The organism is Bradyrhizobium genosp. SA-4 str. CB756 (assembly GCF_000473125.1).
GTDB classification, from domain to species: domain Bacteria; phylum Pseudomonadota; class Alphaproteobacteria; order Rhizobiales; family Xanthobacteraceae; genus Bradyrhizobium; species Bradyrhizobium arachidis.
The window spans coordinates 1317601-1330523 of record NZ_KI421499.1; the positions used below are offsets into that span (position 1 = coordinate 1317601).

Consider the following 12923-nt stretch of genomic DNA (forward strand, 5'->3'; position numbering starts at 1 on the left):
CCGCCTTCCTCAATGTCGCGATGATGATGACGCTGGCGCTGGCCGCCTGGTTTCCGACCGCGGGCCATGCCGCCGCCTGGGGCGTTCTCATCTCGGGCTTCCTGGAATATTTCCTCCTCGGCGGTGATCTTGCCCGCCACGGCGGCCTGCCGCGCTTTGCGCCCTTGAAGCTCGACGAAGACGTCCGCGGCTTCTTCAGGGCGCTCGGGCCGGCGACGGTGGGCTCGATGGGCACGCAAGTGGCATTGTTTGCCGACACCATCATCGCGGCCTTCCTGCCCGCCGACGTGCTCTCGGCGCTCTATTATGCCGACCGTCTCAATCAATTGCCGATCGGTGTGATCGGCATCGCCATCGGCACGGTGCTGCTGCCCGAGATGTCGCGGCGGATCACCGCCAACGACCACGACGGCGCGATGAAGGCGCAGCGCCGCGCCTTCGATTTCACGCTGCTGTTCTCGATCCCGTTCGTCGCGGCCTTCATCACCGTACCGGACGCGATCATGCGCGCGTTGTTCGCCCACGGCGCGTTCTCCAAGGCCGATGCGGTTGCCGCGGGCAGCACGCTCGCGGCCTATGCCATCGGCCTCATTCCTTTCGTGCTGATCCGCAGCGCGGTCGCGACCTTCTATGCGCGCAAGGATACGGCGACGCCGGTGCGGGCGTCGCTGACCGGCATCGCGGTCAACGTCGCGCTGAAGGTCGCCTTGATGGGTTCGCTCGCCCAGATCGGCCTGGCGCTGGCGACTGCCGTCGGCGTCTGGACCAATCTCTTGCTGGTGCTGTTCTTCGCCGTGCGGCGCGGCTTCCTCGTGCTCGACCGCGCCTGGCTGCTGTCGCTCGCCAAATTCCTGCTGACTGGAGTCATCCTGGCCGCTGCATTTTGGCTGATCGCACGCTTCAGCGCCTCTTGGCTGGGCTCGATTCACTTCCACGATGAATTGACGCTGGTCCTGCTCGCCGTCGGCGGCACGATCGTCTACGCGCTCGCGATCCTCATCCTGTTCGGCCGGAGCTGGCTGGTCTCGCTGGTGCGCGGCTAGGCGAGTACCGAACGCCGGCCTTGCCTGCTCCTTTGGTGCAGGAGCCGCCCGGAGGCGACGGACAGCAGACGTTTCCTAGATTCCTTCCAGGAATATGTAGTTCTGCCAGCTGCGCATACGCAGAAGAATCTTTCGCAGCAACGACAGCTCATGTACGTGCTCGGTATAGATGGCGGCTTCGCCTGCCGAACCGAGCGGGATTTGATAGGCCGAAACATCCTCGACGATGTCAAGGACGGCCAGCGCGCGGTCTTCGGGCAGTGCCCCACCGACACTCACACGCGTGCCTCCGCTTTTGAGCTGGCCGGCAGCAATCGCATCGATTACGACGCGGACCTTGGCCTTGAAGACGCGACCCGGAATCCCCTTGAAAAGGACTTCGGCTTCATCGCCGGCGTGAACGCGCTGAAGGGCGTTCTGCTGGAACGCCGCCGCCAATGCACGGTCGCTCGGGCTGTCGTTGAAGAAAATCAGGGCCGAGTTGAAGAGCGGAGCTGGAACCACGTACACGCCAGGCCTCAAAGCCAGCTGGGTAACAAAGCCACTCGTCGGCGCTCGTACCACCGTCTGATCCAGATCGTATTGGGCGTCGGCGAGTTCGTTGCGCAGGCGCACGATGACCGAGTGTTCACCGTCAACCGTCGCGCCATACGCCTGCCGTGCGCGGTCTTCCGCGGCGATCGTCTCGGTCGTCGCGTCCTTGGACGCATCCAGATTGCGCCTTGCGGTGTCGAGCGTAGCCTGCGCGACGACGTTCTTCTGGAACAGCTCGGCTTGCCGATCGTAGGTCGCCTGCGTAAGCTCTAGCTGGGCCTTCGCCTTCGCGGTCGCAGCTGCCGCCTGATCAACCGATGCCTTGAGCTGGGCGACATTGGCTTCCGCATCTGCCAGCCCCGCCCGTTTTTCCGCGACGATATATTCGTAAGGTTTGGGGTCGAGCTTGAAGAGAACCTCTCCAGCCTCAAGGTGCTGATTGGTGCGGTTAGCGATCGGCACTTCGATCACCCGGCCTTTAACCGCGGGAAATATCTGCGTCACCGAGAAGTAAATGCGGGCATTGGTCGAAAACGGGTGGTTGTAGGCCATTGTGATGAACAGCATCGAGAGCCCGAAGATGCCGCCGAGAGCCGCCGTCGCCAGCATCCCTTGATTGACCGGATTCTGAAAATCTTGAACGTGGCATAGCAGAGTGCGACGTAGGTCAGTGTCAGCAATATTTCCATCAGCAGCCTCCCAACCGGTGCCTCGAAATGCACCAGCTACCGTGGAGCAGCATGGCCTTCCGAAGCTGCCACTTTCATCGCAGGAGTCTTTTCCTCGGCGTTCAAAACCAACGGTCCGGGCACATCGATCGCGGGCCTGCGCTGCTCCTTGCTCGATTGATCCGATCGATTTCCGGATTCGAGCCTGGCTTCGATCTCGGCCATGCGATGGCGGAGTTCCTCCAACTGGTCGACCGCCTCCTTCGGAGAGGCTGGCTCGCCCGGCTTATGAGCGAAACCCCAGCCCCGCTCCGGCTGATACATCATCGCCCAAATCCAGAGGAACGGCCAAAGCAAGTGCAGCATGAATAGGCTGATCCAGCCGGCGGCGTGGATCGCGTCCTGGTGCGGGTGGTTACGCGCGTGCGCTATCCGGGCCGGAATGTCATGGATGGCGATGATGCCGTAGACCAGTACGATCACCACGAAGAACAGCAGACCCAATGCGAAGTAATTCAGGAACGGATCTTCCATGAATTCTCCTCCCGGTAAGGCGTGAGGTCGAATCCCACCCGTCAGGCTGCGCAGGTAGTCTTGGGACGGCGCGCCTAGCTGAAAACTGCCAAAACAATCCCCGGGAGTCTTGAGATAGGTCAAGGTCGCCGGAGAATCGGCCGTAAGGTGAGGGCCTGGGGCATGTCCTCAGCGCTTATCGAGATCGGCGCCGATGTGCGCGAGATACGGTGATGACGCTATTCGAACCAGGCGAGCCCGATCTCGGGCGGTCCTGACCCTCTACCGTCTTCGGAAGAGCGAAGGGTGTTATCTACTTTCCGGGGGCTGTGGCGTTTCTAGATGCGGTAATGGGCCCTGCTCCGAGCAAGGGTCATGATGGTGGCTGTCCCCCGATAGATGATCAAACGGGGTCACGACTTGAGTCGGCCCCAAGCATCTGGAGACGGAGGAAAGCCGTGGAGAATTATGCCGGAATCGACGTTTCATTGGAACTGTCGAGCGTGTGCGTTGTGGATGCACAGGGTAAAATCCTAAAGGAGGCGAAGGTCGCCAGCGAACCCGACGCCTTAGTCGAATTTTTTGAGACGCTCGGCTTTGCAGTGAAGCGGATCGGGCTGGAGGCAGGGCCGCTGTCGCAATGGCTGCATGCGGGCCTGAAAAGTGCAGGATTCGAAACGGTTCTGCTGGAAACGCGGCACGTGAAGGCCGCACTGTCGGCGATGACGGTCAAGACGGATCCCCGCGGGATCGCCCAGTTGATCCGGATGGGATGGTTTCGGCCGGTACACGCAAAGTCGGTTGATGCGCAAGAGATCCGGGCACTCCTGATCGCACGCAAACAGCTTCTCGGGCGGCTGATCGATATTGAATTAAGTATCCGAGGGATTTTGCGCGGCTTCGGGCTCAAGGTTGGCCCGTTGACGCGGAGGAATTTCGAAGCCCGGATCCGAGAGCTGGTTGCTGGTCAGTCGACATTGGAGCGCATTGCCAGTGCGATGCTTTCGGCACGATCGGCCTTGACGGCAGAGTACGGAAGGCTGCACAGGGCTGTGCTGGCAATTGTGCGTGACGATGCAGTCTGCCGCCGGCTTATGACAGTGCCAGGCGTTGGTCCCCTGGTGGCTGCTACCTACAAATCGGCGATTGATGACCCTCGTCGCATCGTAAAGTCGAAGGCGGCAGGCGCACTGTTCGGGCTTACGCCAAAGAAATACCAATCGGGCGAAAAGGACGTCACAGGCGGGATCACGCTGGCCGGCGACAAAACGGTGCGCGCGGTGTTGTATGAAGCCGCCAACGTTTTGCTATCGCGCATCACGCGGTTCTCAAAACTGAAGCGCTGGGGAATGGACATCGCCAAGCGGCGTGGCTCGAAGCGCGCAAAAGTCGCCCTGGCACGCAAGCTCGCAGTGATCCTGCATCGGATCTGGGTCGACGGCACAACTTATCGATGGACTGACGTCGGCTCGATCGCAGCATAGAAGACGTGGAGGAGATCAAGAACGCAACCGGGATAATCTGAATCCCGGTGCCCGAAGTCCCGTCGCCGGGACGGTGGATCCGGTGAAGCCGTTACACGGCCAGTGGTCGTCATCTGATGAACCACGCGTATCTAGATAGGCTCACCGCTCCCTCTGACAGCATGATGTGGCGGCCAGGCGTTGACCACGGACAGAAGCATGAGCCCGGCGACGAGACGTTCACTCGGGAGGCTTGACATCATCGGGCCCATTACAGAAGGCCGTGTACCCATAAACCCGGCGGCGTGATGCGACTAAAGAAATGTCTGCTTTGCCCCTATAGCGACCGACTTCGGGCGGCAGCGCGTTATGTCGTGATGGGCCAAGAGGAGACGTTTCCTCGGCGCTAGGCGGGGCGATCTACAGGCCGCCCCACCATGCTGATCATGAATTCATGTTATTTGGCCATCGCCGTCCTTGCGGCCTCGATTTTCGCCTTCACTGCATCGAGGTTGAAGCTCGCGCCCTTCTGCATTGGCGGAAACTCGATCGCGGTCATGGCCAGTTTCTCGACCTCCTGCTGGACGAACACGAAGCGCCAGAATTCATATTTGAACCAATCGAAGTATTGTTGCGCGCCGTATTTGGTCCCGCTATCGGGCCAGCCCGTTCGCTCGAACGGATCGAGGCGAAGGTTAATCAGGTAAGGCACGTCAACCTTGGTCTTTTCGCCTAGCCATCCCCCGGGCTGGTCGATGAAGCGATACTTGAAGTCGTCGATGCGCACGGCTCCCAGCTCGCTTTCGCCGAAGTACCAGATTTCGTGCCGGTTCGAGGGCCCCTTGCCGGTGATCATGTCCATCTGATTGTAACCGTCCAGATGGCACTTGTAGGTGCGGTCCCCGATGTGTTTGCCCTTCTTCAGCTCCTCGACAATGTTCGGGTTGCCGGCTGCGGCTAGCAAGGTCGGGAACCAGTCCAGCCCGGAGATGATACCGTTCTCGACCTTGCCAGCCGGCACCTTGCCAGGCCAGCGGATCATCGCCGGCGCACGGAAACCGCCTTCCATGACCGTGCCTTTGCTCTGCGCGAAAGGCGTCTGTCCGCCATCCGGCCAGGTGAAGACCTCTGTGCCGTTGTCGGTAGTGAAGATTACAATGGTGTTGTCATCCACGCCCATGTCCTTGAGCTTTTGCATGACGATGCCGACATCGTCGTCGAGCTGCGCCATGCCGGCTTCATGAATCGTCCAGCCGTTCTTGGAATTGCGCATCGCCTGGTATCTTGGCGACAAGTGCGTGACGATGTGCATGCGGGTTGGATTGAGCCACAGGAAGAACGGCTTGTTGTCGGCCTTGGCCTTTTCAATGAACTTCAAGGCAAGGTCTCGGATTTCGTCGTCCACCGTTTCCATCCGCTTCGGATAGAGCGTGCCGGCGTCCTCGATCCTTTGCTTGCCTACCTTGCCCCAGCGCGGGTCCACGGTGCCATCGTCGACATCGGTCGCCCACGTATGGAGCATGTTGCGCGGACCGACGACGTTCAACAGGTCCTGCGGATAGCCGGGGTGGGCCGGATCTTCCATCGCATCGAGGTGATACAGGTAGCCGAAGAATTCGTCGAAGCCATGCACCGTCGGCAAAAATTCGTTCTTGTCGCCAAGGTGATTCTTGCCGAACTGGCCGGTGGCATAGCCCATGCCCTTTAGCGCGGTGGCGATGGTCACGGCCTCCGCCGGCAAGCCTGTGGGGGCGCCGGCCTGGCCGACCGTGGTCATGCCGGTACGGATCGGTAGCTCGCCGGTGATGAAGTTGGCGCGACCCGCGGTGCAGCTCGCCTCGGCGTAATAGTCGGTAAACAGCATGCCCTCTGCCGCGATCTTATCGAGGTTCGGAGTCCGGCCAGCCATCATGCCTCGATGGTAAGCACCGATATTCCAGATTCCAATATCGTCCCCCATGATGACGACGATATTGGGCCGCTGCCCAGTCGGCGCAGGTACCGGGGCCGGCGTTGGTTGCTGCGCTTGCGCGAAGCTTGTCGCACCAACGGCGGAGAGTGCTGAAGCTGCGACCAGAGAGCTACCGCTCAACAGGAGATCGCGGCGTTTCAGTCCTGCGCCGGTTGGTCCCGTGCTCATCGCGGGCTTTGCCGGAATCGTATCGCTACTCATGACATGATCCTTTTCCTGGCGGTGCACCTGAAGCCGACATGGCTTCCCAAGGTGTCGATCGGCTCGGCATTGGGCGCGGCCGGGCGATAGCGGCGGCAGTAGTCAAGAGCGCAAGGATGCCTGCCGCCTTTAAACACCTCGCGCACGCTTCGCTCCTTATAGGCGACCAAATCGGAACGGTTTCCGCCCGGGGTTGATCTGGATCAAAGGATGTCGGGGCTGGGTCTTGGCTACGCGAGAGCCGAGAGCAGGTCCGCTAAGGGGCCATCACGTACCTTAGCACACTGCTGGTGCCGCGCCCACTATGCGCCTTCAGTAGGTTGCGTCATGCGAGGACACCGACGTCGCGGCTCACCCAGAACAAAGCAGCCGTCTTCGTGGTGCGTATAGCCTTCAAACTTGCGGGTGCTTGGGATCCGAGACGACATTCTTTGTGGCCCGGCGGATCTCAGTAGTCCGCTCAGGGGCACGATCCTAATACTTGCGACAACTCATCGGGGCGCAGATTTCTCGCGATGCGCCAATAACAGAAGTGGCCCCTATATTATTCGTCGGCGGCACGGTTGATCTATATCAAGCATCCCAACGCAGGGTTTACGATGGTGGATGCTATCGGGCCGTTTCTGGACCGTATGCGGCGGCTCATTTTCTCTCCTCGAAGTAGGGGTGATCATTATGCAATTCTGCCGGCCCAACGAACCCAGTCGTCGCCTCATTCTAGGCGCACTCGCAGCACTGCCCGCGTTATCCGTGCCACTCGCTGCCAGCGCCCAGACACAAACAACGACCGCGCAAGCATCGCTTCCCGCAGCAGCTGGATTTTCGTTCGCTGCGGTCGGCGATACCCGACCAATGATGTATCTGCCGCTGAAAGAAGGGCAGCCGCACCTCAATAGGTTCTTCGTCGAGATGTTCGGCTTGGTCATGCCGGAAAAGGTTGCCGAGGCCATCGTAGCGAAGGATGTGAAGATGATCTTCGATCCGGTCACAAAGGACCTGATCAAAGTAGTCATGCCTTTCGCGTCCAAGACGGAAGTTATGACCTTAACGGTAGATAACGGTTGGGTCACCGAGGCGGCCGTGGAAGACGTGAAACTGCTTCCCGGAGTGCATCGAACGATGTTCCGGCTTCAGGGCGGCGAATGGGTGACCCGTGAAATCGTCAAGGACGTTCAATCCGGTCGCGCCAAATTCGTGATCAATAGCGGCGACGCCGTATGGTGGGGCAATCAGGGCTTGACCGTCAGTGATAGCCCATACTGGAAGCGCGTGAACGATACGATGTTGAAGAAGCTACCCGCGCCAGATGATGAGATGCGCGCAGCCGGGTTGGATGGGCGATTTTTCATGAGCGTGGGCAATCATGAGGTATGGGCCGATCCGAAAATCGAGGGCGTTCTTTCGGCCGTGCCCTATCTAAAGAAGTTCGGTGTCACGCCGGAAAACCTCATCTACAAATTCGACTTCAAGGGCACCCGCTTCATCTATCTGTGGAGCGGCAAGTACGACTACCGTTCGCCGTCATTATGGGACGCTGATCGGCCGAAGTATGCGGAGCAGATGACCCAACTTCAGAAGTGGATGGACGAGGCGAAGGCAAGTGGAATTCGGAAGGCCTTTATCGTCTTCCATTATCCGGTTTTTGCGCGCTCGGGCCTAGGTCCTATCCCGGCTCCCGATAACCCGCACAAGGTGATTGCGTCGTATGCCAAAGACATGGAGGTGGTCGTGCTGAACGGGCACGTCCATACCACGGAAATCTACGAGGTAGATGGGGTGAAGTATCTGATGCTGGGCGGTGGGGGCGCGGAACAAGACCCAATTCTTCCCGGTCGAACGAGCATCAAGGCACCCGCTGACTATCCGCCGGACCTCTACTGGAAGGGACAGGCTCCAAAAGAGGAGTACAATTACGTGCTTGTCGATGTCCAGCCCGATCAGAAGACGAAATTCACCCTCAATCGTTTCCGGCCGTGGTCGGCAGAGCCATTCGGGACTGAGGACCTGTTCAACTGAGCCGGATGCCGGTGGTTACGGGAGTGAGGTTCTGGCGACAGCCATACTGATCATTCACGGCCTGGTTGCAGTCGCACTGCTTGGTGCGATGACACACCAGGCTTTAGCGGCATGGGGATCGGCGGACGCGCGACCCAAATCGTTCTTTGGTCGCTTTCGTTCGATACCGGCGGCCTCGTTCGCCAACGCCGTGGTCGTCCTGTATGCCGTTTCTACGCTGCTGGGTGGCATCATCTACCTTTATTTCCGTGTGGACGTCAGGCCCGAACTGGAGCGTGCGGGGCACTGGCATGTCCTCGGCTTCTTCGACCTCAAGGAACATTTCGTAGCAATCGGGTTGGCGTTGCTGCCCGCCTACTGGGTTTGCTGGCGGCGGCCGCTAGCCAACGAACCTGCTCGGACGCGCACGGCGCTCACCTCGATACTCGCCTTTATCGTTTGGTGGGGCTTTCTGTCCGGTCATGTCGCCAACAACATCATGGGTTTCGGCTCATGACATCATCAGCCTCGTTCCGCCGCTTTGCATTCGCATTCGGGACCACGTTCGCGGTTCTCTACGTGGTCGCACTCGCAAAGGACGTCGCTCTTTTCACCGTTTTTCCGTCGCTCGGCATCGTGCTGGCGGGCACGCATCATTCGCGCGACGTGGCTGACCCTGCGATGGGATTTCTAGCTCCAGCGATCTACTGGTACGGGTGGGCCGCGACGGCTGCTCTCGGGGCACTGATCGTCGCCCTCGTCGCTGCCTCGTTTGCCCAACGTCTGGCGCGCTACATTTGGCCGGGATGGGTATGGCTAATTCCTGCGCTTTCGATGATCGCTTGCGTCTATCTCACCCTGCCTTGGTTTCGGCTCTGACTCGGGTGCTCCCGCAATGGGTCATTTTCGACGCATTTGGCAGAGATTGAGGGCTGGTTGATGACCGCTGTCCGTAAGCGCCGTAAAAAGCTCGGGCCAGGAGCATTGCGTTTGGCCGGACTGCCGTGATTCAAACTCCCGAACTGGGGGCTCGAATCATGCGCTACGAACTTGCCGACCATGAATAGACCGCCATCAAGCCGATGCTGCCGAACAAACCGCGTGGCGTTCCTCGGGTGAACGACAGGCGGGTCCTGAATGGCATCTTCTGGGTACTCCGATCAGGAGCACCCTGGCGTGACCTACCGACCGCGTTTGGCCCATACACCACTTGCTACAACCGCTTCGTTAGGTGGCGGCGGGCCGGTGTTTGGGGCCGCATCATAGAAGCGCTTGCCACTGCCCATGATGCCGCCGTCCAGATGATCGACACCTCCATTGTCCGCGTGCATCAGCATGGAGCCTGCATCACAAGAAACCAGCGCCAATCGATGGGGAGGTCACGCGGCGGCTTGACGAGCAAAATCCATGCGGTGGTCGATGGCAATGGTCTGCCGGTACGGCTGGCGCTGAGCCCGGGTGAGGCCCATGACGTTCGACTCGCCGGAAAACTGCTGTCTCGTCTGAAATCCGGGTCAATGTTGCTTGCCGACCGTGGCTACGATGCGGACTGGATCAGGGACCTTGCCATGAAGAAGGGCGCGTGGGCCAACATCCCGCCGAAAAGCAACCGCAGCGATCCGATCTGCTTCAGCCCCTATCTCTACCGCGCTCGCAACCAGGTGGAACGGTTCTTCAACAGGATCAAACAATGTCGTCGGGTGGCGACGCGCTACGATAGGCTCGCCGCCAACTACTTCGCATTCGTTCAACTCGCGTCAATCAGGCTATGGCAGCGCCTTAATGAGTCCGCGCCCTAGTCAGCGTTCTCTTTTTTATGGGCGTTCTTGTGGGGGACTAGGCGAGATCAATTGCGCGGCTTTCTCGTGCTGAACCGTGCCTTGGCTGCTGTCGCTCGCCAAATTCGTGCTGACCGGAATCATTCTCACCGCCGCCTTCTGGCTGATCGTGCGCTTCAGCGGCCCTGCGCTGGGCGCGTACACTTTCGGGACGACGTGACGCTGGTCCTGCTGGCGGTCGGAGGGACGATCGGCTACGCGCTCGCGATCCTCGTGCTGCTCGGCCGGAGCCGGCTGGTTTCGCTGGTGCGCGGCTAGGCGCGTATCGATAAGCTCGTTTTGCCCGCTCCGGCTACGAAGGCGGTCCAGCAGCGAACGAGAGTGCACAGCCAGCCCTACTCGAAAGTATGTTTCTCGTTCATTATGCTCTGGTAGATTTCGCCTGAAATCATATGGCCAATGCCGCTGAGATCGCCGGGACTGCCGATAAACTGCTGGCCCGCAAGTTGTGCGCCACTGGAGACGTCCCAAAGCCGAAACTCAACTTTGATCCGGTCGTCGGGCTGACGGGTGATGCGTCCGACGACCAATCCCTGTGTGCGGGTTCTGCGCCAATCGGAAAATTCGGGCGGCGCGTCGACATTCACGTTCTTGTCCAGGAACGCCACCTGATCAACCAACTCGAACGCGCCGCTTTGCTTGAGGTCAGAGGCAATGGCCCGCGAGAGTGAACTACCTAGTTCAGTCTCCGAAGGGCCGGCTGCAGCAAAGTCAGGCAACGCTATCCGCATGGGCTGGCCAATTCTAAGAACTGGGCGCTGAACCCAGGGATCGGCACCCGCAGGCACACTCACCGCGATAGCCACGGCGGCAGCGATTATTCGAAAGCTGATCATGATCCCCCAGAAGACGATCTCCACGACTGGAGGTGAGCATTTGGGCAGAAATTGGTGCACGTTCGCATCGGCTCGAACAGTGCCGGCGCGAGGGCTCGCCTCCAGGGTGCAACCAATGTCCGCACATCTCTTGATTTCGTGCGATTCGCGTGCTAGTGGCACCTCATGATCAAATCCGTGCGCAAAGTGAACTCGATGCACATGACCCGCTTCGGCTGGGCCGTGGGAGGAGTCGCGCGCTAGGAATTCGACGACGACATCTTTCCACCAGGGCCCCGCCAGCATCGGACGGGGCCTTTTCATTGGCCACGCTCCCTGCCGGCACAACAGCAGGAGCGTGCGATGCCACCTCAACTGACGAACAGCACATGCGAGACGGAGGGCGATGCCGCGAGGCGCGGCCTCGACCTCTCCATGGTCTTGAGCTTGCTTAGACGATACTGGCGTGTGTTTCAGCAGCAGCGCTTGGGTCAGCGAGTCACCTTGCAGGACTTGAGTGACAGGGAGCTGATGGACATCGGCCTGACGCGCGGCGAGGTCGACTACTTCACGCCTGAGCGCGCGATCGATACGCTGAGGGATCGCGCCGCGGATCTATGGGGGCGCGGTGGGATGTAAGCGATCGACCGTGCGGTGATCCTCGTGCGCGCTTCTCGTCGGCTCGCTGTCTCAAGGCCGACGTCACGGCATCGGCTGGTACAGCCAGAATCGTCAATCTTGGTACTTTTTTTGTAGTCAGGCGCAACGCATCTACTCGCTACGACCATGGATCGGAGCGAGCCAGATCCATCGGGCTCGGCGGGAGTCGCGGTCAATGCAGACAGCTCAGTCGCCGACACAGAGACAGGAGTTCCACACTGCCTGACGTGTGTGGAACTCCGGCGCGTGCGCGCTCCCTCGCATCTCAACCGAAGAGACAAATGACCAAGGAGAGAATCCCATGAAGGCGATCGTTGTAACGGAGCAAGCCGCGGGAACTGCCGGGATGAAGCTGGTGCATCGGCCCGAGCCGCAGGCAGCAATAAACGATGTCGTCGTCCAGATTCATGCGTCGCGATTTATCCCGACTGAGCTTGAGTGGCCCTCGACCTGGGCCGATCGCCTTGATCGCAACCGAACGCCGTCGATCCCCGGGCACGAGCTCGCCGGAGTGGTCTCTGCCCTTGGATATGGAACGACGGGGCTGTCGGTGGGACAACGGGTGTTCGGTCTGGCGGATTGGTATCGCGACGGCACGCTGGCCGAGTACGTGGCGATCGAGGCGCGCAACCTTGCGCCGCTGCCGGGCGACGTCGACTTCACCGTGGGCGCGAGCTTGCCGATCTCGGGCCTGACCGCGTGGCAAGGGCTGTTCCAGCACGGTCGCCTTCAGGCGGGACAGAGTGTGCTGGCACACGGTGCGGCAGGCGCAGTCGGGTCCATGGTGACGCAACTCGCACGAGAGGCCGGAGCCTACGTCATCGGCTCCGGACGTGCCGCCGATCGTCAGACCGTGCTCGACTTCGGCGCGAAGGAGTTCGTCGACCTCGACAACGACGCACTAGAGGACGTCGGCAAAGTCGATCTGGTGTTCGATGTCATCGGTGGCGACATCCAGAAGCGGTCTGCAGCACTCATTCGAGCCGGAGGAACACTGGTGTCCATCGTCGGGCCGGTGGAGGCTCGGCCTTCCCAAGGGCTGGCGATCGATTTCGTCGTCGAGGCTGATCGTGCCCAACTGAGCGAGATCGTCCAGCGGGTGCGGGACGGACGACTGCGGATCAACATCGGCAACGTCTCGACCTTCGACGATGCCGTCGCCGCCTTGAATCCGACCGAGCGGCGTAAGGGGAATACGATTATCCGCGTTCGTCCCTGACC

Annotated in this window: 12 protein-coding genes and 2 pseudogenes; 9 read left to right on the top strand and 5 right to left on the bottom strand. The window is 60.3% G+C overall.

Annotation, left to right across the window (positions count from 1 at the left end; translation table 11 throughout):
* Positions 1–5: 5 nt before the first annotated feature.
* Positions 6–1043, top strand: a pseudogene (gene murJ, locus BRAGE_RS47910) (murein biosynthesis integral membrane protein MurJ); the annotation flags it as partial.
* Positions 1044–1118: 75 nt separating this feature from the next.
* On the opposite strand, the gene BRAGE_RS47915 reads toward murJ, so the two are convergent.
* The gene (locus tag BRAGE_RS47915) at positions 1119–2186 is read right to left on the bottom strand and encodes an HlyD family secretion protein (protein ID WP_051377710.1); all 1068 of its coding nucleotides are present in this window, start codon (positions 2184–2186) and stop codon (positions 1119–1121) included.
* Positions 2187–2302: 116 nt separating this feature from the next.
* Entirely contained in the window at positions 2303–2779 is a 477-nt protein-coding gene (locus tag BRAGE_RS47920) for a DUF3302 domain-containing protein (RefSeq protein WP_063617187.1), read from the bottom strand.
* A gap of 437 nt (positions 2780–3216) precedes the next feature.
* On the opposite strand from BRAGE_RS47920, the gene BRAGE_RS0106365 reads away from it, so the two are divergent.
* Positions 3217–4242, top strand: coding sequence for an IS110 family transposase (locus BRAGE_RS0106365; RefSeq protein WP_027560417.1), 1026 nt, complete (start codon positions 3217–3219; stop codon positions 4240–4242).
* Between the two features lie 436 nt (positions 4243–4678).
* Here BRAGE_RS0106365 and BRAGE_RS0106370 read toward each other — a convergent pair whose 3' ends face one another.
* Entirely contained in the window at positions 4679–6394 is a 1716-nt protein-coding gene (locus tag BRAGE_RS0106370) for an arylsulfatase (RefSeq protein ID WP_027560416.1), read from the bottom strand.
* Positions 6391–6546: pseudogene (locus BRAGE_RS52445) on the bottom strand (formylglycine-generating enzyme family protein); the annotation flags it as partial. The pseudogene BRAGE_RS52445 and the gene BRAGE_RS0106370, both read right to left, overlap by 4 nt.
* Positions 6547–7069: 523 nt before the next feature.
* On the opposite strand from BRAGE_RS52445, the gene BRAGE_RS0106380 reads away from it, so the two are divergent.
* From BRAGE_RS0106380 to BRAGE_RS56650, 5 genes are all read left to right on the top strand, one after another.
* Positions 7070–8410 (top strand): metallophosphoesterase family protein, encoded by a 1341-nt coding sequence (locus BRAGE_RS0106380; protein ID WP_231164392.1) that lies wholly within the window; start codon positions 7070–7072, stop codon positions 8408–8410.
* Between the two features lie 88 nt (positions 8411–8498).
* Positions 8499–8906 (top strand): hypothetical protein, encoded by a 408-nt coding sequence (locus BRAGE_RS0106385; protein ID WP_027560414.1) that lies wholly within the window; start codon positions 8499–8501, stop codon positions 8904–8906.
* On the top strand, positions 8903–9268 hold the full coding sequence (locus BRAGE_RS0106390; RefSeq protein ID WP_027560413.1) for a hypothetical protein: 366 nt from the start codon (positions 8903–8905) through the stop codon (positions 9266–9268). The genes BRAGE_RS0106385 and BRAGE_RS0106390 overlap by 4 nt, the downstream gene beginning before the upstream one ends.
* Positions 9269–9471: 203 nt before the next feature.
* Complete coding sequence (locus BRAGE_RS52450; RefSeq protein WP_084334471.1) at positions 9472–10188, top strand: IS5 family transposase; 717 nt, start codon at positions 9472–9474, stop codon at positions 10186–10188.
* Positions 10189–10264: 76 nt separating this feature from the next.
* Complete coding sequence (locus BRAGE_RS56650; RefSeq protein ID WP_231164082.1) at positions 10265–10387, top strand: DUF2839 family protein; 123 nt, start codon at positions 10265–10267, stop codon at positions 10385–10387.
* Positions 10388–10562: 175 nt separating this feature from the next.
* Here the strand turns inward: BRAGE_RS56650 and BRAGE_RS0106410 are convergent, their stop codons facing one another.
* Positions 10563–11366 (bottom strand): hypothetical protein, encoded by an 804-nt coding sequence (locus BRAGE_RS0106410; protein WP_084560360.1) that lies wholly within the window; start codon positions 11364–11366, stop codon positions 10563–10565.
* Positions 11367–11405: 39 nt separating this feature from the next.
* On the opposite strand from BRAGE_RS0106410, the gene BRAGE_RS0106415 reads away from it, so the two are divergent.
* Together BRAGE_RS0106415 and BRAGE_RS0106420 are read left to right on the top strand one after the other, a co-directional pair.
* Positions 11406–11681 carry a DUF1127 domain-containing protein gene (locus BRAGE_RS0106415; protein WP_027560410.1) on the top strand — a complete coding sequence of 92 codons (276 nt, stop codon included), beginning with the start codon at positions 11406–11408 and terminating at the stop codon, positions 11679–11681.
* A 322-nt stretch (positions 11682–12003) separates the two neighbouring features.
* Complete coding sequence (locus BRAGE_RS0106420; protein WP_027560409.1) at positions 12004–12921, top strand: NADP-dependent oxidoreductase; 918 nt, start codon at positions 12004–12006, stop codon at positions 12919–12921.
* Positions 12922–12923: the final 2 nt, after the last annotated feature.